This is a genomic window from Rhodococcus sp. RD6.2 (genome assembly GCF_001040705.1).
Lineage (GTDB): Bacteria > Actinomycetota > Actinomycetes > Mycobacteriales > Mycobacteriaceae > Rhodococcus_G.
Map to the genome: position 1 here is coordinate 156,979 of NZ_CVQP01000012.1, position 23,345 is coordinate 180,323.

The 23,345-nt window shown below is 67.1% G+C and carries 18 protein-coding genes; 12 read left to right on the forward strand and 6 right to left on the reverse strand.

All coding sequences use genetic code 11. From position 1 onward, the window contains the following. Positions 1-29 precede the first annotated feature (29 nt). Positions 30-1,322 (forward strand): aspartate aminotransferase type Ic, encoded by a 1,293-nt coding sequence (locus tag RHCRD62_RS24525; RefSeq protein ID WP_050067459.1) that lies wholly within the window; start codon positions 30-32, stop codon positions 1,320-1,322. Positions 1,323-1,333: 11 nt separating this feature from the next. On the opposite strand, the gene RHCRD62_RS24530 is transcribed toward RHCRD62_RS24525, so the two are convergent. Next, positions 1,334-1,969, reverse strand: coding sequence for a DUF5701 family protein (locus tag RHCRD62_RS24530; RefSeq protein ID WP_050067370.1), 636 nt, complete (start codon positions 1,967-1,969; stop codon positions 1,334-1,336). 101 nt (positions 1,970-2,070) lie between these two features. Here RHCRD62_RS24530 and RHCRD62_RS24535 point away from each other — a divergent pair, with 101 nt between their 5' ends. The 3 genes from RHCRD62_RS24535 (at position 2,071) to RHCRD62_RS25660 (ending at position 4,988) form a co-directional block, all read left to right on the forward strand. After that, a complete protein-coding gene (locus tag RHCRD62_RS24535; RefSeq protein ID WP_050067371.1) occupies positions 2,071-2,655 on the forward strand; it encodes an HhH-GPD-type base excision DNA repair protein in 585 nt (194 codons plus the stop codon). A 201-nt stretch (positions 2,656-2,856) separates the two neighbouring features. Beyond that, positions 2,857-3,363 carry a HEPN domain-containing protein gene (locus tag RHCRD62_RS25655; protein WP_172671131.1) on the forward strand — a complete coding sequence of 169 codons (507 nt, stop codon included), beginning with the start codon at positions 2,857-2,859 and terminating at the stop codon, positions 3,361-3,363. A 2-nt stretch (positions 3,364-3,365) separates the two neighbouring features. Beyond that, entirely contained in the window at positions 3,366-4,988 is a 1,623-nt protein-coding gene (locus RHCRD62_RS25660) for an ATP-binding protein (protein ID WP_157051056.1), read from the forward strand. A 240-nt stretch (positions 4,989-5,228) separates the two neighbouring features. Here the strand turns inward: RHCRD62_RS25660 and RHCRD62_RS24540 are convergent, their stop codons facing one another. Further along, positions 5,229-6,938 carry an alpha/beta hydrolase gene (locus RHCRD62_RS24540; protein ID WP_172671132.1) on the reverse strand — a complete coding sequence of 570 codons (1,710 nt, stop codon included), beginning with the start codon at positions 6,936-6,938 and terminating at the stop codon, positions 5,229-5,231. 82 nt (positions 6,939-7,020) lie between these two features. Then, positions 7,021-8,379 (reverse strand): ammonium transporter, encoded by a 1,359-nt coding sequence (locus RHCRD62_RS24545; RefSeq protein ID WP_050067372.1) that lies wholly within the window; start codon positions 8,377-8,379, stop codon positions 7,021-7,023. A 229-nt stretch (positions 8,380-8,608) separates the two neighbouring features. Here RHCRD62_RS24545 and RHCRD62_RS24550 point away from each other — a divergent pair, with 229 nt between their 5' ends. Next, on the forward strand, positions 8,609-10,939 hold the full coding sequence (locus RHCRD62_RS24550) for a DNA polymerase III subunit gamma and tau (RefSeq protein ID WP_050067373.1): 2,331 nt from the start codon (positions 8,609-8,611) through the stop codon (positions 10,937-10,939). Positions 10,940-10,962: 23 nt separating this feature from the next. Here the strand turns inward: RHCRD62_RS24550 and RHCRD62_RS24555 are convergent, their stop codons facing one another. Continuing rightward, positions 10,963-11,934, reverse strand: a complete 972-nt coding sequence (locus tag RHCRD62_RS24555; protein ID WP_050067374.1) for an alpha/beta hydrolase — start codon at positions 11,932-11,934, stop codon at positions 10,963-10,965. Between the two features lie 406 nt (positions 11,935-12,340). Here RHCRD62_RS24555 and RHCRD62_RS24560 point away from each other — a divergent pair, with 406 nt between their 5' ends. The 7 genes from RHCRD62_RS24560 to RHCRD62_RS24590 all read left to right on the forward strand — a co-directional run bounded on the left by RHCRD62_RS24560 (position 12,341) and on the right by RHCRD62_RS24590 (position 20,451). Beyond that, complete coding sequence (locus RHCRD62_RS24560; RefSeq protein ID WP_157051057.1) at positions 12,341-12,835, forward strand: peptidase associated/transthyretin-like domain-containing protein; 495 nt, start codon at positions 12,341-12,343, stop codon at positions 12,833-12,835. A 119-nt stretch (positions 12,836-12,954) separates the two neighbouring features. Next, positions 12,955-13,644: a hypothetical protein gene (locus RHCRD62_RS24565; RefSeq protein ID WP_050067461.1), complete on the forward strand. Its 690-nt coding sequence runs from the start codon at positions 12,955-12,957 to the stop codon at positions 13,642-13,644. Between the two features lie 92 nt (positions 13,645-13,736). Next, complete coding sequence (locus RHCRD62_RS24570) at positions 13,737-15,707, forward strand: sensor histidine kinase (protein WP_050067376.1); 1,971 nt, start codon at positions 13,737-13,739, stop codon at positions 15,705-15,707. Then, positions 15,704-16,342: a response regulator gene (locus tag RHCRD62_RS24575; protein ID WP_050067377.1), complete on the forward strand. Its 639-nt coding sequence runs from the start codon at positions 15,704-15,706 to the stop codon at positions 16,340-16,342. Before RHCRD62_RS24570 ends, RHCRD62_RS24575 begins: the two co-directional genes overlap by 4 nt. Before the next feature lie 230 nt (positions 16,343-16,572). After that, the gene (locus RHCRD62_RS24580; RefSeq protein WP_050067462.1) at positions 16,573-17,787 is read left to right on the forward strand and encodes an acetyl-CoA C-acetyltransferase; all 1,215 of its coding nucleotides are present in this window, start codon (positions 16,573-16,575) and stop codon (positions 17,785-17,787) included. Between the two features lie 31 nt (positions 17,788-17,818). Next, positions 17,819-19,960, forward strand: a complete 2,142-nt coding sequence (locus RHCRD62_RS24585) for a 3-hydroxyacyl-CoA dehydrogenase NAD-binding domain-containing protein (protein ID WP_050067378.1) — start codon at positions 17,819-17,821, stop codon at positions 19,958-19,960. Positions 19,961-20,076: 116 nt separating this feature from the next. Beyond that, entirely contained in the window at positions 20,077-20,451 is a 375-nt protein-coding gene (locus RHCRD62_RS24590; RefSeq protein ID WP_050067379.1) for a PH domain-containing protein, read from the forward strand. Positions 20,452-20,520: 69 nt separating this feature from the next. On the opposite strand, the gene RHCRD62_RS24595 is transcribed toward RHCRD62_RS24590, so the two are convergent. Then, on the reverse strand, positions 20,521-21,837 hold the full coding sequence (locus RHCRD62_RS24595) for a class I SAM-dependent methyltransferase (protein WP_050067380.1): 1,317 nt from the start codon (positions 21,835-21,837) through the stop codon (positions 20,521-20,523). Further along, positions 21,834-23,285 (reverse strand): FAD-binding oxidoreductase, encoded by a 1,452-nt coding sequence (locus RHCRD62_RS24600; protein WP_050067381.1) that lies wholly within the window; start codon positions 23,283-23,285, stop codon positions 21,834-21,836. Before RHCRD62_RS24600 ends, RHCRD62_RS24595 begins: the two co-directional genes overlap by 4 nt. Positions 23,286-23,345 lie beyond the last annotated feature (60 nt).

The window sequence follows — 23,345 nt, forward strand, 5'->3', positions numbered from 1 at the left end:
GCCGCTTCGGTGTGAAAGGTCTGTTCGGGATGCCTACCCAAACCCAACTTGGGTTGATGAGCCACGAGGAACTCCGTTCCGAGCACGAGCAGCAGTCCGAGAAGTACGCGCAGCTCAAGGCCGAGAAGCTGACCCTGGACCTGACGCGAGGCAAGCCGGCGCCCGAGCAGCTGGACCTGTCGGAAGCGCTGCTGTCCCTGCCCGGTGAGGGAGATCACCGCGACGGCAGCGGAACCGACGTCCGCAACTACGGCGGATTGGCCGGACTCCCCGAACTGCGCGCGATCTTCGGAGAGCTGCTGAACATCCCCGTCGCGAACCTGCTCGCGGGCAACAACGCGAGCCTCGAGATCATGCACGACCTGGTCGTGTTCTCCCTGCTGCACGGGAACGCCGATTCGCCGCGTCCGTGGGGCCGCGAGGAGAAGATCAAGTTCCTGTGCCCCGCACCGGGCTACGACCGGCACTTCGCGATCACCGAGTCGTTCGGTATCGAGATGATCCCGGTCCCGATCCGCCCCGACGGACCGGATGTCGACGCGATCGCGCACCTCGTCGCGGACGATCCCCAGATCAAGGGCATGTGGGTCGTGCCGACGTACGCGAACCCGACGGGCGCCGTGTACTCGGAGGAGGTCGTGCGCGCTCTCGTGTCGATGCCGACCGCCGCCCCCGACTTCCGTCTCTTCTGGGACAACGCCTACGCGGTGCACCCGTTGACCGAGGAGTTCGCGCCCGCGTACGACGTCCTCGGGATGGCTGCGGAGGCCGGAAACCCGAACCGTCCGTACGTGTTCGCGTCGACGTCGAAGATCACGTTCGCCGGCGCAGGCGTCAGCTTCTTCGGTGCCTCCGACGCGAACCTGGCCTGGTACCAGAAGCATCTGGGCAAGAAGAGCATCGGACCGGACAAGGTCAACCAGCTTCGTCACCTGCGTTTCTTCGGTGACGCCGACGGTGTCCGCGCCCACATGGCCAAGCACCGCGACATCCTGGCGCCGAAGTTCGCCGCGGTGCTGCGGATCCTCGAGGACCGCCTCGGACCGTCGAAGATCGCGTCGTGGACCGAGCCCAAGGGTGGCTACTTCATCAGCCTCGACGTCGTGCCCGGTACCGCGAAGCGGGTCATCGCGTTGGCGAAGGACGCCGGTATTGCGTTGACGGCGGCCGGGTCCGCGTTCCCGTACTCCACGGACCCGGACGACACCAACATCCGGCTCGCGCCCAGCTTCCCGTCACTCGCGGATCTGGAGACCGCGATGGACGGCGTCGCCACCTGCGTGCTGCTCGCCGCGACCGAGGCGGCACTGGGCGACGCCTGACCGTCCCGGGGTCAGAGCCCCACGCGGGCGCCCGCGGAGGCGGATCCGAGCCATGTGTGCGGGTTTCCGTTCCAGCACCAGCCGAGTTTCGGCCTGCGCTGGCTGATCCACAGTGCGGGTACGCGTTTGTCGCCGCACCGCGACGCGAGCAGTGAGAAGCACTTGTTCTTGCGCAGCATGTCGGGGCGCGCGGTGACCAGGGCGATTCCCTCTGCGACGGTCAGTCCGGTGCGGCCCTGTGCAGCGAGCGATGCCGCCGCGTCGGCGGGCGTCACGTTGAGGTAGGCGCTGCCGGTGTCGATGTCGTGCAGGAGGTAGCCGAGGCCGCCGGGGATCGCCACGGATTCGACGGGCCGGAACCGGGCGAGGTCGTCGGCATCGATGTCGGAGAAGCCGCGATGGGTGCCAAGGGCGGTGTGGCCCATCGCGGTGTGGGCGTCGACCGGCGTTCCGGTCGCGGTCCGCGCGACGACGAGCACGAACGGGATGTGGTCCTCGCCCTGCTCCGCGGGTGCGCTCGACGTCAGATCGCGTAGCGGTTGGAGGGTGGCGGTGAAGTCGGTCGGGCTCAGCCCGGTCAGGGTCGGGTAGCCGAGATCGGTCAGGACCTGGAGCTGTCGGTCGAATTCCTCGTGCGGTGTCGTCATGCATTCCCCTTTTCCGTACGGCGTACCGACAGTCAACGGTCGAGGTTGCCCGATTGTTCCGGGGGACGCCGAATCTTTCCGAGGGTGCCAGAATCGAGGGCATGTCCCTCACGCTGCACCTCGCTGGAGATCCCGACGCCGACGCCCTGCTCGCATCGAATCCGCTCGCCCTGCTGATCGGGATGCTGCTCGACCAGCAGATCCCGATGGAGGTGGCATTCGCGGGACCCCGCAAGCTCGACGAGCGGCTTGGCGGCCTCGACGTTCACACGATCGCGGAGATGGACGAGGAGGCGTTCCTGGCCATCTGTGCGACACCGCCCGCGGTGCACCGGTTCCCAGGGTCGATGGGCAAGCGTGTTCAGGACCTGTGCCGGTTCCTCGTCGAGCACTACGACGGTGACACCACGGCCATCTGGACGGAGGGCGACCCGGACGGCAAGGAGGTGCTCAAGCGCCTCAAGGCGTTGCCCGGGTACGGCGACCAGAAGGCGCGCATCTTCCTCGCGCTGCTGGGGAAGCAGATCGGGGTTCAGGTCCCCGGCTGGCGCGAGGCGGCCGGCGCGTACGGGGAGGACGGGTCGCGCCGGTCCATCGCGGACGTCGTCGACGACCAGACGCTCGCCGAGGTCCGCGAGTTCAAGAAGGCCGCGAAGGCTGCGGCCAAGGCCGCCAAGGAGAAGTAGATTGACGGCTCTGCCGTTGCCTGACAGAGGCCAAGCTACAGACCCAGTTTGGAATTGACGCGAAGCGACTGGGTCGTCGATGCGGTCCTACTGCCCCGCGAGGCCCTGCTACGGGAACTGGATTACCCTTCGCCCAAGTCCATTGTTGACCGCCTATAGCGCATGGTATAAATGTCGGGTTTTCGAAACGATGGGGGTGCAGTGCCGAGCAGGAGTGTTACCGATCGTCTGTTGCTAGATATCGCAGGAGCGAAAGCTGCAAGACTTGCGGCTATGCCGCCAATGATTGGCCGAAGCTTCCGGGTGTCCGAGCTAATTCAGCAAATTGTTTCCGATAGGCTTCAGCTTGCGGGATATCATCTTCGCAATGGTGATATTCTCCTAGGGCGCGGTGAGTACCGAACCTCGATTAGTCGACATTATTACGCCATGTATCATGCGGCTCGGGCCGTCGTCTTTGCCGATTCGAAAGGCGACGACCATCAAGGACACTCCGTTCTGCCAAACCATCTCCCAACCAATCTTGATGGCAGGGCGAGATGGGTGCAGGATCTGAAATTTGCCCGACTAATAAGAAATGAGGCTGATTATGACCTCTATCCGACAAAGATCGCCGATTGGTCTGGCGATGCTCGCGGGTTGGCGGTAATTGCCTCAGATTTCACGGTTGCATGCAATGATTATGCGCTTTCGGAAGGGCTGGTCTAAGGGTGACTTCGGTATCAATTGAAAGATTCCAGCCGCTGCTGGACGAGGCTGGAATCTCGATAATTCGGGTGGAGGAGCGAGAATTTCCCGGAGAGCATTGGGTCATTATCTTTGTTTCTGAATCCGAGATTGCGGCGGGGCAGAGCCTGGCCGGTAGTATCGAGAGGCGCCTCGTCGAAGGACAATCCAGCAGCGCGGACCCTGTGACGGTAATATTCCGAGCGGAAAGGCGTGAAGATGCTCCCGAGGATGCATCATCGGGTGGCGGTCGCTTGTCGGATAAGTCAGTCGACCGACTGATTCAGTTGCTTGAGGCGCGTTCACGGACCTCGGATGCAGTTCCCAGCCTGCGCTATATGGAGGATCCCCGCGCCAGCCTTCCTGCGATCGCCGCGTCGCGGCACCACGTGGTCTACGGTCGACGCGGGGTTGGAAAGACCGCACTACTTCTTGAGGCAAAGCGTCTCGTCCAGGAAGAGGGTCACGTTGCGGTCTGGATCAACGCGCACACCTTGCGTAGTGAAGATGCCATATCAGGCTTTGGCGTCATCGCAGACGCTGTTCTGCAGGCATTGGTGCAGCGCGTGGGTTCAAGTGAGTCGCACTACATCGGAAGGCTGGACGACCTGCTGGCACGGCTAAAGGGCCCCGCTGGGTCTGGGGCGGCGGCCACGGATCTAATTGCTGAGATCAATAAGGTTCTACGTTCGATTCTGCGCCCGGATATTCTTAAACTCTTCGTCTTCATTGATGACTATTATCTATTCCCTTCTGCCGGCCAGCCTCAGCTTTTGGACTATATTGCGGGGATGCTACGTGACTGTGATGGCTGGATCAAGGTGGCGACAATTGAGAGATTGACTCGACTATTCGAGCATTCATCGCGGATTGGCCTTGAGGTACCTCACGATGCGTCAACTGTTGACCTTGATGTGACCCTGGAAAATCCCGCCGCCGCGCAGAAGTTCCTTGAGTCGGTATTGGCTACATATACGGAGACTGCTGGTACACGGTTCAGAATTGCAAAGCCGGAGGCGCTCGGCCGTCTCGTGTTGGCTTCGGGTGGTGTTCCGCGCGACTATCTAAATCTTCTTGCCGGGTCAATTGTGGCTGCTCGAGAGAAACGAGCTCAGGCAGCTGAGATTGGCAAAGAAGATGTCGCGGGAGCTGCGGGAACGTCTGCGCGAAGAAAGAAGCGCGACTTGGAGCAGGACGTAGATTCAGTCGAATCAGCGGCGCTCGTACAAGCGCTAGAAGTGATGTCGACGCAAATTAAGGGTGCGAAGCACACGTACTTCAAAGTCGATTTTTCTCAGAAGTCATCTCCGGGTTATGAGATACTAGCCCGGTTGGTTGATCTCCGGTTTGCGCACCTCGTCCAATCATCGATCTCTGATCAACATCGCGCCGGCACCAAGTATGAAGCCTATGTTCTTGCTCTCAGTGAATACTCGGACGTCCGCCTTCATCGTGGATTGAATAACCTTGACATTGACTCGGGGAAGTGGGTGTGGAGAATGACAGGAAAGGCTGGGACATCTAAGCCACTTACTGCAGCGCAGCTGAGGACCCACCTTCGGCAGGCTCCGGTTCTGGATGTTGAGGAATTGCTCGCCAAGATGTAATTCCACTTCAGGCGGATTATCAACGCGCCAGTGTCGCGAAGTACTCGAGGACGGCAGACGTCGTCGACAGCCAGACCTTGGCACATGTCGGTGAGTATAAGAAGGCAGCGAAGGCAGCCGCCAGGGCCGCGAAGGTCCTGATTAAAAGTCGCGGCGTCCACACACCTTTTCAAGCATGCACATGGGGTTTCGGCGTGCAAAACCCGTGTGTGACGGTGAAAAGGTGTGTGGACGTATCCGCTATTCGGGCAGCCCGTCCTGGATGACGGTGTGCACGCGGGCGGTGTCGTCGGCGGTCCAGCCCTCGGGCTGCAGGATCGCGGCCCACATGTCGGCGGCATCGGCCCCGAAGGTGTGCCCGTGACCGGGCGGGACATCGGCGGAGAACACCATGTCCAGGGTGACCTGCCAGAACGTCACGAACGGGATCCACCTCATGCCGGGGTCGACGTCGTCGCCGAGCGGTTCGCGGAGCCAGTCCGGCTTGTTCAGCAGCAGGTCGAACGACCACCAGGTGATCGGGTCGGATGCGTGCTGCCAGTAGACGATTCGCGGATCACCCCACGGGGCGCCCGCCAACTCGAGGTCGGCTGCCGACGCCACGAACCGCACGTTCTCACCACCGTCGATCACGGGAAGCCGTTCGAACGAACCGGAGTCGCGGTGTGCGGTCAGATACGACCACTGCGGGGCGAAGTTCGGGGTACCGACCCACAGCGCGCCGTCGGTGCGGGCAAGCATGTCCGGGGCGCCGCTGAAAGCGCCCTGACCGCCGAATGATCCGAGGCTCTCTCCGAATGTGACGAGCTTCGGGCGGGACTCCTCCGGGCGTTCCGCCAGTGCGCGCTCGACCGCCTCGAAGAGTGCCCGGCCGGCCTGGGGTGGGGTCTCGCGGTCGGCGATGAACGACAGTGCGCTGGGCAGGAAGGAGTACTGCATCGCCGCGATCGCGGAGTCGCCGCCGGTGGTGTACTCGAGGGCGGACGCGACGCGGGCATTGACCCACCCGCGTCCGGTGGTCGTCGCGACCGCGACGACGGACCGGTCGAATGCCCCGGTGCGTTCCAGTTCCGCGACCACGAGATCGGCGGCGTCGTCCACGTTGTCGGCGGATTCGCGACCCGCGTACACGCGGATCGGGGTGAGTGCGGGACGCCCTGTGACGCTGGTGATCTGCTCGGCGGTCGGCCCGCCCGCGACGAAGGTCCGGCCCTCCCGGCCGAGGGTGTCCCAGGGCTGGGCGGACGCGGGCGATCCGGAGCGCTCCGGTGCCTGCGGCGGCTCCACACCGTCCGCGGTGCTCTGGTCGGCGGCGGCAGCGGACTGGTTCGCCAGGCCGATCAGCCCCCGGTACACCAGACCGTTCACGGCGAAGATCCCAACGACGACAACGAGGGCGACGGCGACGAGCCGAGCAATCGGCGCGGGGACGTACCGCGAGCCGACGCGGGTGAGGGCTCGGGTACCGCGCCGGATGCCGCGCGCGGCGGCGAGGAGGAGAACGGCGACCGCCAGGGACAGCACGAGGATGAGCAGGTAGTTGGCGCGATTGATGCGCTCGACACCGGCGAGGTCGCGGACGATCTGCTGCCACCACGACCCGAGAACCAGGAAGGTCGGGACGGTGACGGCGGCGACCGCGGCCAGCGACCACCAGCCGATGCGTCGCGTCCGATCCGAGAAGTTCGGGGACACACCGCACCTGCGGACCACCCACGCCGCGGCGCACCCGAGCCCATAGCCGATCGCGACGCTGATGCCGGTCGCGACGGCCTGCAGATACCAGACCCGAGGCAGGAGCGACGGCGTCATCGACCACACGAAGAAGAGCAGTGCGACGCTGAGCCCGACCGGGTGCAGTGCCGCGAATCGGCGTGGGGGCCCGAGTTGTTCGGGCGCCGGCGCGGCGTCGTCCGGGATGGGGTCGGCGGCGGTGAGTGTCGTGGTCATCGTCGGTCCTGGCTGCGGGGTGTGCGGGATCCGGGACCGGACCCCCGCGGATGGTAGCGGACCGGCGCCGGTTAACCCACAGCTACGCGTTGCCGGGTGCGGTGGAGTCGTCGCTGTCGGGATCGCGGCGTTGCCGGTCCTCGTCGCGGTGCGGCGGGAACAGGCCCGTGTGGCCGCCGAAGGGTCCGTGCGATCCGGGATTGCCGTGGGCGAGGACGGCGTGCTCGTAGGCGGACTCGGCGTGGAGCGCGAGGTCGATGCCACCGGCCTCTTCGTCGGCGGTGACGCGGAATCCGAACGTCCGGTCGATCATTTTGCCGAGCAGATAGGTGACGCCGAACGCGTATCCGCCGACCACGACGACGCACAGCGCTTGCTTGCCGAGCTGGGTGAGCCCGCCGCCGTACAGCAGGCCTTCGGCCCCGTTCGTCATGATCTGGGCGGCGAGCAGGCCGATGGCGAGAGTGCCGACGATGCCGCCGACGAGGTGCACGCCGACGACGTCGAGGGAGTCGTCGTACCCGAACCGGAACTTCCAGCCGACGGCGAACGAGCAGACGACACCGGCGAGCAGACCGACGACCGCGGCACCGAGGACGGTGACCCACCCGCACGACGGGGTGATCGCGACCAGGCCCGCGACGACGCCGGACGCGGCGCCGAAGGTGGTCGGGTGGCCGTCGCGGCGCTGCTCGACGACCATCCAGCCGAGCATGCCGGTGCAGCCCGCGACGAGGGTGTTGACGAAGACGGCCGCGGCGGTGCCGTTGGCGCCGAGGGCGGATCCGGCGTTGAAGCCGAACCAGCCGAACCACAGCAGTCCGACACCGAGCAGCACGAGCGGCAGGTTGTGCGGGCGCATCGGCTCGGTGCCGAACCCGATCCGCTTGCCGAGCACCAGGGCGAGCGCCAGGCCGGACGCGCCGGACACGATCTCGACGACGAGACCGCCCGCGTAGTCGAGGGCGCCGAAGGCGGCGATCCAGCCGTCCGGTCCCCACACCCAGTGCGCGACGGGGACGTATACGAGCAGGGTCCACACGGGGACGAACACCATCCACGACGAGAACTTGGCGCGGTCCGCGATCGCACCGCTGATCAGGGCAGCTGTGAGGATCGCGAAGGTGAGCTGGAACGTGGCGAACAGCAGCTCGGGGACGGTGCCGTGCACGGTGTCGGGGCCGATGCCCGCCATCCCGATGTGCTCGAGTCCACCGAGGAGCCCGCCGCCGATGTCGTCGCCGAAGACGAGGGTGTATCCGACGACCAGCCACACCACCGTGACCAGCGCGATCGCGACGAAACTCATCATGATCATGTTGAGCACACCCTTGGACCTGACCATGCCGCCGTAGAACAGCGCCAGTCCCGGCGTCATCAACAGGACAAGTGCGGTACTCGCCAGCAACCAGGCGGTGTCGCCGGTGTCGATCGCGTTCACGTTGTGCTCCTGTCGGTGGCTCGCTCGTATACCGCAAGCGACGATGGTCTGCTCGGGTTTCACCGGCACTGCAGTGGTGTTGCGTGATTGTTTCGCCTTTCTCACACGCTGGACTTTGCGAGCATCGGAGGGCGTGAACGGATCGTTCACGCCCTCGAAACGGAGTCGGCGCAGCGGGTGCCCGGCGGGGGACGGGCCCGATGTCGGTGCTCGCCGGTACCCTCACGGCGTGGCCCTCTACCGGAAGTACCGACCGGCGACCTTCGCGGAGGTGGTCGGGCAGGAGCACGTCACCGAGCCCCTGAGCACCGCCCTCGACGCCGGACGCATCAACCATGCGTACCTGTTCTCCGGTCCGCGTGGCTGCGGTAAGACGTCCTCCGCGCGCATCCTCGCCCGCTCGCTCAACTGCGTGCAGGGGCCCACCTCGACTCCGTGCGGGACGTGCCATTCCTGCGTCGCCCTCGGTCCGGGTGGTCCGGGCAACCTCGACGTGATCGAGCTCGACGCCGCGAGCCACGGCGGCGTCGACGACACCCGCGAGTTGCGCGACCGCGCCTTCTACGCGCCCGCCGAGTCGCGCTACCGGATCTTCATCGTGGACGAGGCGCACATGGTCACCACGCAGGGCTTCAACGCCCTGCTCAAGATCGTGGAGGAACCGCCGGAGCACCTGATCTTCGTGTTCGCGACCACCGAGCCGGAGAAGGTGCTGCCGACGATTCGGTCGCGCACCCACCACTACCCGTTCCGGTTGCTCGCGCCGAACACGATGCGCGGGCTCCTGGAGAAGATCTGCGTGCAGGAGCAGGTCTCGGTGCAGGACGCGGTGTATCCGCTGGTCATCCGGGCAGGCGGGGGCTCGCCGCGCGACTCGCTCAGCGTGCTCGACCAGCTCCTCGCCGGTGCGGGCGACGAGGGCGTGACGTACCCGCGTGCGCTCTCGCTCCTCGGCGTCACCGATGTCGCGTTGATCGACGAGGCTGTCGACGCGCTTGCCGTCGGCGACGGGGCAGCCCTGTTCGGCACCGTCGACAAGGTGATGGACGCCGGTCATGACCCGCGCCGTTTTGCCGTCGACCTGCTGGAACGGATCCGCGACCTGATCCTGATGCGCGCGGTCCCCGACGCGGGTGAGCGTGGGCTCGTCGACGCACCCGGTGACGTGCTCGAACGGATGCGGGAGCAGGCGGAGCGGATCGGTCCCGCCACGCTGGCCCGCTATGCGGAACTCCTGCACGCCGGCCTGGGCGAGATGCGGGGAGCGACGGCTCCGCGGTTGCTGCTCGAAGTGATCTGCGCGCGGATGCTGCTGCCTGCCGCCTCCGATGCCGAGTCCGCCGTCCTTCAACGCCTCGAGCGGCTCGAGCAGGGCGGCGTGGTCGCCTCCGGTGCCCACGTCCCGGCCGCTGCCGCGGTCCCGTCGGCGGCGCCTCCCGCTCCGGACGGTCCGGCACCCCGGTTCCAGCGCCCGTCGCAGCGCAAGCAGGCGGACGACGCCGTGGCTGCGGCGGAACCCGCCGCTCCGGTGCCTGCGGTGTCCAACACGCCGACCCCCGAACCCGTGGTGGCGACGCCCGAGGTCCACCCCGTGGTGACGCCCGAGCCTGCGGCCGTCGTGACGTCCGAGCCTGCGGCGGCCGAACCCGAGGTTCCGGTGGACATGCCGTCGGTGGACGTAGCGGTGCCCGAGGCGCCCGTTGCTGCGGAGTCCATCTCGCCCGAGAGTGCGGATGCGGCAAGGTCAAACGACGTTGAGCCGCAGCTGATTTCCGAGAACGTCTCCGTGGCTCCCGAACCCGCAGCGCCTCCGGCGCCCGAGCCCACTGCGCCCCCGGTGCCCGAGCCCACAGCGCCCCCGGTGCCCGAGCCCACAGCGCCCCCGGTGCCGGAACCCGCAGCGCCCCCGGCGCCCGAGCCTGCGGTGGCTGCGGCTGCCAACGAGCCTGACGCCGCAGCGGTGCGGGCGGCGTGGTCGGAGGTCCGGGCGAAGGTCCGGGATCGAAGCCGCACCGTCGAGGTGATGCTGTCCGGTGCATCGGTGCGCGGGGTGGGGGACGGCCGTCTGGTGCTCGTGCACGCGTCGGCGCCGCTGGCCAAGCGGCTCGCGGAGCCCCGAAACGCAGAGGTCATCCGGCAGGCGCTGCACGATGTGTTCGGCGTGGACTGGTCGGTCGACTGCCAGGTGGGGTCTGCGGACGAACCTGCACCTGCGCGGGCGGCCGCGCGTCCGCAGCAGTCGAAACCTGCTGCTGCTCCCAGGTTCTCACGGCCCAGTCAGGCGCAGGCGGCGCCTGCGTCAGCCCCGGAGTCTCGTCCCGAACCCGCTTCGCGTCCCCCCGTCGACGACATTCCTCCGCCCGACGAACCGGACTACCCGCACGATCCGGGGCCGATGGACTTCGATCCGCCCACTCCGGACTCGGTGACCGCCGAGGACGAAGAGGAAATGATGGCGGAGGCTGCCGAGCCCGCGGATCCGTCCGTCCGGCGGGACCCCGACGAGGTCGCGCTCGAACTGCTCGCGGACATCCTCGGGGCCAAGCCGATCGACGGCTGACGGTGCGGGCGTCGGCGGTCTGCTCAGGCCGAGCGGAGGCGCCTGGACGCGACGTTGCGGCGCGCGAAATCGACACTGAGAGAGATGAGTTCACTGCTCTCGCGTAGCACTGTCGCAAGGACGGGGAAGGCGTGGATCTGGCCGCTCCACAGGTGCGTCTCGACGATCCGTCCGGCACGTTCGAGGCGATCGGTGAAGAGTTCGACGTCGGGTCGCATCAGCTCGTACTCCGCGCAGGCGAGGAACACCGGCGGAAACACGGCGGGATCGGCGTCGACCGGGGACTCGGCTCCTGGGATGCGGTCGGGTCCACCGAGCCACCGGTCCTTGAGCTGGGCGACCTTGCGCATCGGAAGGTATGCGTCCTTGCGCATGAACCGGGGGTCGTGGCGTTCGAGGTGCAGGTTGAGCAGCGGCGAGTATCCGATCACCGCGGCCGGTCGATGAAGTCCCTGGGCCACCGCCAGTTCGGCGACCTTCATGGCGAGGTAGCCGCCGGCCGAGTCGCCCGCGACGATGACCTTCGTCGGGTCGGGACAGTCGTCGAGCAGGGCCCGGTACGCGGCCATCGCGTCGGCGATCGACGTGCCGATCCCGCCGTCGGGTAGCTGGCGGTATTCGACGGACACGACCGGAACTCCGGCCTTTGCCGACATGAGCCCGCAGAGGCTGCGGTGGGTGCCGCGTCCGCAGAAGACGAAGCCGCCGCCGTGGAGATACAGGATGGTGGCGCCCGCGAGGTCGTCGGTCGCGACGTGATTGTGGGTGATCCGCTCGCAGGGCACGCCGCCGAGGTTCAGTGGTTCCACGCGCGTGCGGGGAGGTGCGGGGAGTCGGTCGACGTAGGTTTCCAGGTCGGCGAGCACGCGGATGCCCGCGTCGGTGGCGGGCCAGATCGTGAACAGCGGCTTGACCACCGCGTGCGCGAACCCGGAGACCAGGTGTGCGCGGAGGCTGACATCCCAGTGCCAAACGGTGTTCTCCCCGGTGCGCATTTTGCGACCCCTTTGCATTGCCGTGACCTATGTCACGATCACGATAGGGCCGTCGGTCTCGTTTCGTAGGCGAACCGACCGGCCAACCGCGGAGGACGTCCGTGTCCACGGCAGATGCTGCGACGATCTCCGTTTGGCGAATCAACGACGTTCGGACACCGGCGCGTCACCTCCTCGTCGACGACCATTTCTGGCATCGTTGCTCAAGCGAATTGGTCGGAAGGCCTTCATCCGGTGAACGTCAGCAGTCGTCACAGGAGTTCGGTGGCGGGACGGGTGCGTGATCCGAATCGGGGCCGAGCACGACGGATCGCCGACCTGGGGGCTGTTCAGCAGCCTTCCGGGGCCGTAGTCTTCCGGGCACGACGTTGGGCCAGGTGGCGACACGACGAGGGAGTGGGTGACCATGCGGTTGCACCGCCTGGACGAGTGTCGCGACGACGAGCCCGCGGACCATGCGAACCTGACGCTGCTCATCTCGCCCGACGACGCAGCGGAACCGAGTCTGGGGACACTTCGCGTCGTCGGCGTCGTGCGAAACCGCGGCGGTGAGCCGGTCCCCGGCGCCACGCTCGACTGGTGGCATCCGGCCGAGGGCGACGGAAGTGCGCTGGCCGGCGGCGGCGTCGACCTCGTGGGACCGACTGCGCCGGACGGAACGGCGATCGCATGCGATCGCGGCTCCTTCGACGTCACGGCAGGCGACCCCGAGGAGCATCTGAAGGTCGTGGTCAGCGCTGACGGCTACGCGCCACTCGAAGTTCGTCTGGTGCCGCTACCCGGCCTTCCCGCGATCTCCCCGCCGATCGCGAGGTCCGGCAGAGCGCCGCTCGCCGTCCGGCCCGGCGCCGCCGACCAGGTCGAATCCTGGTGCGAGTTCCTGCTCTCGCCTCTGGACTGACCCGAATTCTTCCCGGGTGCCCGGGTCACCGGACCCTGGTGGCCGGGACATCGGGCGCCACATCCTGAACTGCAGTCGATCCCGTACGGGCGGGGCAGTGAAGGAGGAACCAGATGACGATCAGCAGTTCCACGGAAACCGAACCCACCGCTGCTGCCGTTCCCGCGGCGCGGCGCGTCGGGTGGACCGCGGCGGGTGTCCTCGCAGGCGTCGCGGGTGTCGTCGGAATTCAGGCGAGCGGCGGCGTCACCGCAGTGTACGACGACGAGATCGCCGGGAACCCGGTCGCGATCGCCGAGCGGCTCACCGACCAGCGAACGACGATCCTGGTCGAACACTTCGGGTTTGCGATCGCGGCCTTGGCGTTGCTGGTGTTCGCGGCCGGGCTGGCGCGTCTGCTCACCGACCGGTTGGAGCGGGGGAGTGTGCTTCCCGGGGTCGCGGCGGGTGGCCTGGTGGTGACGTCGGCGGTCTGCCTCCTCGGCACCGGCCTGACGACCGAGCTGGTGTTCGGGCTGTCCGAGCGGGACCAGATGGTCCCCGAGTTCGCCGTCGTGGCGGCGCACTGGCTGGGCACGATCCCGTGGCTGTGGGCGGCGGCGGGTGTCAGTGCGTTGGCGGTTGCGGTCGCGTCGCTGCGACACGGCGCGGTCCCGCGCTGGCTCGGCTGGGTGAGTGTCGTCCTCGGCGGGCTCACCGCACTGTTCGGGATGTCGCCGCTGCAGTACATGGCCGGGTTCACCGGACCTGTCTGGGTTCTCGTCTGCGCGATCGGTCTGTGGGTCAGCGGACGCAAGCAGGCGCTCTGACCGACAATGAGGCCTTCGGCTTGTGCGCCTTCGTGGTGGTTGGGACCACGAATAGGGCGCACGGGCGGCGGGGTCGCGAGAAGGAGTGACGGGTGAGCGAACGACTCGAGGGGTCGGTGGGTGGCGGCGCGCCGGTACCCGCTGTCGCGCTCGCCGTCACGGCCTGGTTGCTGGCGGTGTCGTCGGTGGTGCTGTTCCTCGCCGCCGATCCGACGCTGGACGCCAACCAGCTGTTCTTCCTCGTCGACGTCGTCGGCGCGGCGGTGTACGGGACGGTCGCGGGGGTCGTGCTGGCCCGCCGCGTCCATCCCGTACCCGTCATCCTGGGGCTCGGGGCGGTCGGGATCGGCCTCGCCGCCTTCAGCTACGCCTACACGCAGTTGGCGGCGGTCCGCCCCGGGCTGCCGGGTGTCGCCGCGATCGAGCCACTGCAGAACACCGCCTGGATCCCCGGGACGCTCGCTCTGTTCCTGGTGGTGCCGTGGCTGATTCGCGACCAGCGTCTCGACGCGCTCGCCCGCACCGGACTCGTCGCTGGCGTCGCGACCACCATCTGGTTCTTCGTCGCGCGCACCTGGACCGACACGACGACGCTGTGGCTCGTGGCCCCGGTCGCTGGCATGGGACTGGTCACCGCGGCCGACGTGTGGCGACGTCACCGGACCGGACCTGTCGACGAACGTGTCGGTCTCGGCTGGCTGACCGTCGGCACCGCGCTGATGGCGCTCTCGTTCGTGCCTCTGGCGCTGCCCGAGTCGTGGCCGTGGCTGTGGATGGTCAACCCGCTCGTGCACCTCGCCGTTCAGGCCTTCTATCCGGCGGCGATGCTCGTCGCGGTGCTGCGGCAACGGATGTGGGGTCTCGACCTCGCCGTCAGCCGGGCTGTTCTCGCAGGCACGCTGACGGTCGGCCTCATCGCCTTGTACGTGGTGGTCGCCACTGCACTCGCCCGTCTCCTGCCGACATCGGATTCCGTTCTCGCGCAGGCGGTTGCGGCCGGAGCTGTCGCGGTGGCGGTCGTCCCGGTCCGATCGTGGCTGCAGCAACGTGTGCACGACCTCGTCTACGGGGCGGGGTCCGACCCGGCCCGGGCCGTCCGCGACCTCGGGGGCCGCTTCGCGTCCGCGCGGAAACCGGAGGAGCTGATGACCGAGCTCGCGGCGGGCGTCGCGGTGGCGTTGCGGCTGGAGTCGGTGACGGTGTGGCGCACCGGCGAGGCGGAACCCGCAGTCAGGTACGGGGTCCCGTCCGGGGAGGCGACGAGCGTCGACCTGGTGCATCGCGGAGCGCCCGTCGGCGTCATCGCCGCGACCGCACCACCCGGGGTGTCGCTGGACTCCCGCGCCCGGAAATCGTTGTCGGAGTTGGGTTCGGTCGTCGCGGCCGGGTTGGTGCTCGTGCAGGCGTCCCGCGAACTCGACGCGGCGCGGGACCGGTTGTCGACGGTGCGGCTGGAGGAGCGGCGCGTGATCCGGCGCGAGTTGCACGACGGGCTCGGTCCGTCGCTCGCGGGAATCAGGCTCGGGTTACAGGGTGTGCGGAACCTGATCGCGGTCGACCCCGACGCCGCGGCGCGACTGCTGGAGTCGCTGCAGCAGCAACTCGACCATCAGGTGGACGGCGTCCGGTCGTTGTCGCGCACGCTCTTTCCGCCGATCCTCGACGAGTTGGGTCTCGCTGCCGCACTCCACGAACTCGCCGCCCAGCATGCCCGCGCCGGCTTCGTCCTCGACGTGCACGCCGACGTCCCCGCGACCCTGGACCAGGCTGCCGGGGCCGCCGCGTACGGTATCGCGGTCGAGGCGGTGTCGAATGCGCGCAGGCACAGCGGAGCCGACGGCTGTCGAGTCGAAGTGGTCTGTGCCTCAGATGGTTCGGCGGCGTCCGAGCTCAAGGTCATCGTGCTCGACCGGGGTGCGGGATTCGCCGCAGGCCACACCGGGGGAGTGGGAACCCGGTCGATGCTGGAGCGGGCGAGCGAACTGGGCGGCACCCTCGTCATCGACTCGCCTCCTCCCGGCGGCACCCGGGTGACCGCCCGGCTACCGTTGGCCGAATCATGACCGATATCCGTGTTGCCGTCGTCGACGACCATCCCGTGTTCCAGCTCGGGATGGTCGCACTGCTGTCCACCCTCGACGGAATTCGGGTGGTCGCGGAGGCCAGTTCGGCGGCCGAGGCCGCCGCTGTGGTGACCGCCGACGTCGACGTCGTCCTGATGGACATCGAACTCGGCGACGGATCGGGGATCGAGGCGACCCGCGACCTGCTCGCCCGCCTGCCCTCGGTCCGGGTGCTGATGGTGACGATGCACGAGGGCGACGACGCCCTGCTCGCGTCGGTCCGGGCCGGTGCCCGCGGTTACCTGGTCAAGGGCGCGGGACCGGAGGAGGTGGAGCGGGCGCTGCGCGCGGTTGCGCACGGTGACCTGTTTCTCGGCGCGGCGGTCGCGGAGCGGGCGATGGGTTTCCTGGCGTCGCCGCGGGGGTTGACGCCCGCGGTGTTTCCCGAGCTGACGGACCGCGAACGGGAGATCCTCGACCTCGTCGCCGCCGGTCACGACACTGCCACCATTTCGCGGCGTCTGGTGCTCAGCCCGAAGACCGTCCGAAATCACACGTCGAACATCCTCACCAAGCTGGGTGTCCCGGATCGGTCGGCGGCGATCGTGCGGGCGCGGGAGGCTGGGCTCGGCTGATCGTGCTGCTCGGGGACTCGGCCTGATCGCGGTGCTGCTCGGGGACTCGGCCTGATCGCAATGGTCACGGACCTCGCTCGCTTCGGTCCTAGATCCAAAACTGACACGGGTTCTATGGTTACGGTGACTGGGGGTGTCTGCCGGCGGTCGCCGTACGGCGACCGGCAAGCACACCGGATCCGAAGATGAACCGCTCGCACGCGGCGCAGCCGTGCACAGGAAGGAACACCGTGACCACAGAGGCCTTCATCTATGAAGCCATCCGAACTCCACGTGGCAAGGGCAAGAACAACGGGTCGCTCCACTCGGTGAAGCCGATCGACCTGGTCACCGGACTGATCGACGAGCTGCGGGTGCGGTTCCCCGATCTCGACGAGGATCGGATCTCCGATGTGATCCTCGGTGTCGTCTCGCCTCTCGGCGACCAGGGCGCCGACATCGCCCGCACCGCGGTGACGGTTGCCGGCCTGCCCGAGACGGTCGGCGGCGTCCAGATCAACCGCTTCTGCGCCTCCGGCCTCGAGGCCGTGAACATGGCCGCGCAGAAGGTGCGTTCCGGCTGGGACGAGATGGTCATCGCAGGCGGCGTCGAGTCGATGTCCCGTGTGAAGATGGGCTCGGACGGCGGCGCCTGGATGCTCGACCCGGCCACCAACTTCGACACCTACCTGGTGCCGCAGGGCATCGGCGCCGACCTCATCGCCACGATGGAGGGCTTCTCCCGCGAGGACGTCGACGCGTACGCGGTCCGCTCGCAGGAGCTGGCGGCCAAGGCGTGGGCGGGCGGCTACTTCGCCAAGTCCGTCGTCCCGGTCAAGGACATCAACGGCATCACCGTCCTCGACAACGACGAGCACATGCGTCCCGGCACCACCGTCGACGCGCTGGGCAAGCTGGCTCCGTCGTTCGCGGGTCTCGGTGAGATGGGCGGCTTCGACGCCGTCGCGCTGCAGAAGTACCACTGGGTCGAGAAGATCAACCACGTCCACCACGGCGGCAACAGCTCGGGCATCGTCGACGGTGCCGCGCTGGTGCTGGTCGGTTCCGAGCGGGCCGGCCAGGAGATGGGTCTGACGCCGCGGGCTCGCGTCGTCGCGACCGCCACCTCCGGCGCCGATTCGACGATCATGCTCACCGGTCCCACCCCGGCGGCGCACAAGGTGCTCGCCCAGGCCGGACTCACGGTCGACGACATCGACCTGTTCGAGATCAACGAGGCCTTCGCGTCCGTCGCGATGAAGTTCCAGAAGGACCTGAAGATCCCCGACGAGAAGCTCAACGTCAACGGTGGCGCGATCGCGATGGGTCACCCGCTGGGTGCGACCGGCGCGATGATCACCGGAACCATGGTCGACGAGCTCGAGCGTCGAGGCGCCCGCTACGCACTCGTCACGCTGTGCATCGGCGGCGGCATGGGCGTGGCCACCATCATCGAGCGCGTCTGACGCTCACCGGACAATCAGGAGAGACAGCACTGTGAGCGATCAGAACATCATCAACTGGGAGCAGGACGCCGACGGCATCGTCGTGCTCACCATCGACGACCCGAACCAGGGCGCGAACACCATGAACGACCGGTACATCTCCTCGATGAAGGAGACCGTCGACCGGCTGCACGCGGAGAAGGACTCCATCACCGGTGTCGTTCTCACCTCCGGGAAGAAGACCTTCTTCGCCGGCGGCGACCTGAAGAACATGATCAAGTCGGGTCCCGAGGACGCCGAGTACATCTACAACCACAGCCTCGCCCTCAAGGCGGACCTGCGTCGCCTCGAGACCCTCGGCAAGCCGGTCGTCACCTGCATCAACGGTGCTGCGCTCGGTGGCGGCCTCGAGATCGCGCTGGCCACTCACCACCGCATCGCTGCGGACGTCAGGGGCGTGAAGATCGGTCTGCCCGAGGTCACTCTCGGCCTGCTGCCCGGCGGCGGCGGCGTCGTCCGCACCGTCCGCATGTTCGGTCTGATGACCGCGCTGACCCAGATGCTGCTGCAGGGTCAGCAGCGCGGGCCGGTGGAGGCGCAGAAGGTCGGCCTCGTCGACGAGGTCGTGTCCTCGGTCGAGGAGCTCGTGCCCGCCGCGAAGGCGTGGATCAAGGCGAACCCGGACAAGAACGTGCAGCCGTGGGACGTGAAGGGCTACAAGATTCCCGGTGGCACCCCGGCCACCCCGGCGTTCGCGGCGAACCTGCCTGCGATCCCGGCGAACCTGCGCAAGCAGCTCAAGGGCGCCAACATGCCCGCACCGCGCGCGATTCTCGCGGCCGCGGTCGAGGGCAGCCAGGTCGACGTCGACAATGCGCTGAAGATCGAGTCCCGCTACTTCACCTCGCTGGTCACCGGCACCGTCGCGAAGAACATGATCCAGGCGTTCTTCTTCGACCTGCAGACCATCAACGGTGGCGGTTCGCGTCCCAAGGACGTACCGAAGCGTGAGATCAAGAAGGTCGGCGTGCTCGGTGCCGGCATGATGGGCGCAGGCATCGCCTACGTCTCGGCGAAGGCAGGCTTCGAGGTCGTCCTCAAGGACGTGTCCCTCGAGGCTGCCGAGCGTGGCAAGAACTACTCGGAGAAGATCGAGGCCAAGGCCCTCTCCCGTGGGAAGACCACGGAGGAGAAGTCGAAGGCTCTCCTCGACCGGATCACCCCGAGCGCGGACGCCGCCGACTTCGCGGGCGTCGACTTCGTCATCGAGGCCGTGTTCGAGTCGGTCGAGCTCAAGCAGAAGGTGTTCCAGGAAATCGAGGACGTCGTCGACGCCGACGCGCTGCTCGGTTCCAACACGTCCACGCTGCCGATCACCGGTCTCGCGACCGGGGTCAACCGCCCCGAGGACTTCATCGGCATCCACTTCTTCTCGCCCGTCGACAAGATGCCGCTGGTGGAGATCATCCGCGGTGAGAAGACCTCCGACGAGGCTCTCGCCCGGGTCTTCGACTACGTGCTCGCGATCCGCAAGACCCCGATCGTCGTCAACGACTCGCGTGGCTTCTTCACCTCGCGCGTCATCGGCACCTTCGTCAACGAGGCCATCGCGATGGTCTCGGAGGGCATCGAGCCGGCGACCGTCGAGCAGGCGGGCATGCAGGCCGGTTACCCGGCAGCGCCGCTGCAGCTGTCGGACGAGCTGAACCTGACGCTGATGCAGAAGATCCGTGCCGAGACGAAGGCGGCGGCGATCGCCGAGGGCAAGACCCTGCCCGCCGACCCGGCCGGTGACGTCATCAACTTCCTCGTCGAGGGCAACGACCGCAAGGGCCGCCTCGGCGGCGCGGGCTTCTACAACTACGAGGAGGGCAAGCGCGCCGGCCTGTGGCAGGGCCTGCGGGAGCAGTTCAACTCCGGCTCGGCGACCCCGCCGATCCAGGACCTGATCGATCGCATGCTGTTCATCGAGGCGATCGAGACGGTCAAGTGCTTCGACGAGGGCGTCCTGACGTCCACCGCCGACGCCAACATCGGCTCGATCATGGGCATCGGCTACCCGGCGTGGACGGGTGGCGTCAGCCAGTTCGTCACGGGCTACCCGGGCGGCGTCGCCGGCTTCGTCGCGCGTGCCGAGGAGCTGGCCGCGAAGTACGGCGAGCGCTTCACCCCGCCCGCTTCGCTGAAGGGCTAGAACCGCACCGACCGAAGGTGCCTGTCGCGTGGTTTCGACCGAGCGACAGGCACCTTCGGCGTTTCCGGGGGAGATTGGTCGTGGCGCTGCCTGGCGCCGACGGCTAGCGTTGTCGTGTGATCGATTTCGAGAACGCCGCGTACGCCAAGCTCGGTCCCGTCAATCCGGCCGACCTGCAAGGAGAGATCGCTCCGCTTCTCGTCGAGGGTGAGCAGATACACCTCGCATTCAGGGGAATGCGCGACAGTGTCGTGTTCACCAACAAGCGGTTCATCGCGATCAACGTGCAAGGCATGGCAGGCAAGAAGCGCGACTACACCTCATTGCCCTACAGCAAGATTCAGTCGTGGAGCATCGAGACGGCGGGAGCGTTCGATCGCGATGCGGAGCTGGAGATGTGGTTCAGCGGGCTGGGAAAGGTTCGGCTCGAGTTCAAGGGCAAGGTCGACATTCGGCAGATCGGACAGCTGATCGGCAGCTTCGTCCTGTGACCGAAGGAAGGTGCCCGCCGTTCGCGCGATGCGAGCGGCGGGCACCTTCGTCGTGTGTCGGGGGAGCGGCTACGCCCGCCACCAGGGGCGGAGGGGGAGGTCGGCACGGCCCCGATCGTCGAGCTTGACGGCCAGAACCTGGTGCAGCTGAACGGTGTTGCGTTCGAATCCGAGTTGGGAGCCTGCCATGTAGAGGCCCCACACCTTCGCGGTGCCCTCGCCGACTTCGGCGACGCAGTCGTCCCAGTTGGCCTCGAGGTTGCGGCACCAACCGGCCAGGGTCAGCGCGTACGACTCCCTCAGGTTCTCCTCGTGGCGGACTTCGAGTCCGACGTCCTGGATCTCGGTGATGATCCGGCCGGAACCGGTGAGTTCACCGTCGGGGAAGACGTAGCGGTCGATGAATCCGCCTGCGCGGGCGTGGTGCTTGTTGTCGGGGCGGGTGATGCAGTGGTTCAGCAGGATGCCGCCATCGCGCAGTTTCGACTTGATGAACTCGAAGTACGACGGATAGTTGTGCACCCCGATGTGCTCCGTGAGACCGATCGACGACACCGCGTCGAACCCGGTTTCGGTGATGTCGCGGTAGTCGGAATGCCGAACCTCCGCGACGCCGGACAGCCCTTCGTCCACGATGGCCTTCTGCGCCCACTCGGCCTGCTCCGCGGACAGTGTGACGCCGATCGTCTTGACGCCGCGTCGCGCCGCGTAGCGGACCATTCCGCCCCAGCCGCAACCGATGTCGAGAAGACGGTCGCCTTCCTTGAGGTTCAGCTTCTCGAAGACGAGCCGGTACTTGTTGTCCTGCGCGTCCTCGAGTGACTGGTCCTCCGACTCGTACGCGGCGCAGGTGTACGTCATGGACGGCCCGAGCACCTTCTCGTAGAAGGCGTTCGAGACGTCGTAGTGGTGGTGGATCGACTCGGCGTCGCGGGTCTTGGAGTGCCGCAGGCCTTCGGCGATGCGTCGCCACCGCGGCAGCGACTCCTGGGGCGGGGGAGCGACGGGCTTGAGCACGTCCCAGCCGAGGGAACGGGTGATCTGGGCGAGTTCCCGTGCGGAGGGCCGGCTGAAGTGCAGGTGTTCGCCGAGAACTCGGAGCACCTCGTACGGGTTTCCGGGATGGCTTCCGAAGATCTCGAGGTCGCCGGAGATGTATGCGCGGGCGAGCCCGAGGTCACCGGGGGCGGTCACCAGGTACGTGGTGCCGCGCGGTGATCGCAGGTGCAGGTGGAACCGTGCGTCGGGCGAGCCCAGCGAGCTGCCGTCGTATGCGGTGAAGCGGACGGGAAGATCCTTCCCGACGACGATCTCGAGGATCTCCGCGATGGACAGTTTGGGGCCTGTCGACGCGAGTGTCGGCTTCGGATCCTTGAACGTGGTCATTGACGTTGCACCGCCTTCGAATACAGGTCGTGGAGACGCGATTCCGGGTCGTACTTCGTTTTCAGTTCGTCGTAGCGTTCGCCGCCGTAGAGGGCGGTGAACTCGTCCTTCGCGTAGTAGGAGTCGGAGTAGAGGGACTTGTGTCCGTCGAAGTCGGTGACGGTGCGCTCGATGAGTCGGTTCATGGCGCCCTCCGGCTGCCCGGCGACGATCGGCACCGACGACCAGAATCCGATGTTGACGTAGGTGCGTTTCGGTTCGAGGGGGTACAGCGGCCACGGTCGGTCGGCTGCGGCGTTGGCGGGTGCGGGCTCACGGAGTCGCAACGGGCACAACCAGATCGGCTCAATGGGCACTTCCCGAAGGAACCAGTCGACGAAGTCGGCGGTGCGCTCGATCGGCACCTCGACGTCCTGGACGACGCGTTCGCGCGCAGGCAGGCCCTTGCGCTTCTCGAGACGGTCGCCGATATCGTACTTCCGGTCGAGGGCAATGAGCTTCCAGTAGAAACTGCTGCGGCGGTAGCGCTTCGGCCACCAGCGTCGGATCTTCGGGTTCTGGGTGCCGAAGGCGCGCGAGCACCAGAACCAGTCGGTGTCCCACCGCCACAGATAGTCGTGGATGGTGAGGCGGTCGACCTTCGGATGATTCACCGACTCGTGCTGGATGGACCGGTAGTAGACGTCCATGTCGGTGTAATCCGACACGGGGCCTGGGGCGTCGGTCTGCACTCCGAGCGTCAGGTACGACTCGTTCGCCGAGAAGACGACCCCGTCGAGGTAGTGGACGTCGATGCCGTCGTAGGTCCGCGTCCGGGTGATCTCGTCCATCGTGGACTGCAGCGATTCGACGTCGTCGAACCGCAGGTGACGCAGCGCCACATATGGTTTGACGGTTTCGAGCCGGATTCGGATACGGGTGGAATAGCCGAGCGTGCCGTAGGAGTTGGGGAAGGCGAAGAACAGGTCGGCGTGGTCGCCGTCCGGTATCGCGGTGACGATCTCGCCGCTGCCGGTGAGGACGTCGATCTCCAGAACCGACTCGTGGGGAAGGCCGTTGCGGAACGACGTGGATTCGATACCGAGCCCCGTGACGGCGCCGCCGAGGGTGATGGTCTTCAGCTGCGGAACCACCAGGGGTGCCAGGCCGTACGGGAGCGTCGCCGCGACGAGGTCCTCGTAGGTGCACATGCCCGCGACGTCGGCCGTGCGGCTGTGCGGGTCGACGGAGATCACGTCGGTCAGCCCGCTCACGTCGAGCCCGGGGACGTCGGTCGCACTGCGCGCCCGGAACAGGTTGGATGTCTTCTTCGCGAGGCGCACCGTCGCATTCGGCGGGATGGCGCGATAGCTCGCGAGAAGTCGCTCGACCCCCACGCGATGGGCCTGTGGCCCGGTTTCGCGCGGTGTGGTCGATCGCCTGCGGAATGCACTCGACGTGGCTGCCACCCTCCGAAACTATCCCTTGGTTGCCGTCGAGGCGACAGATGCGCGCACGAAGGCGCCCGG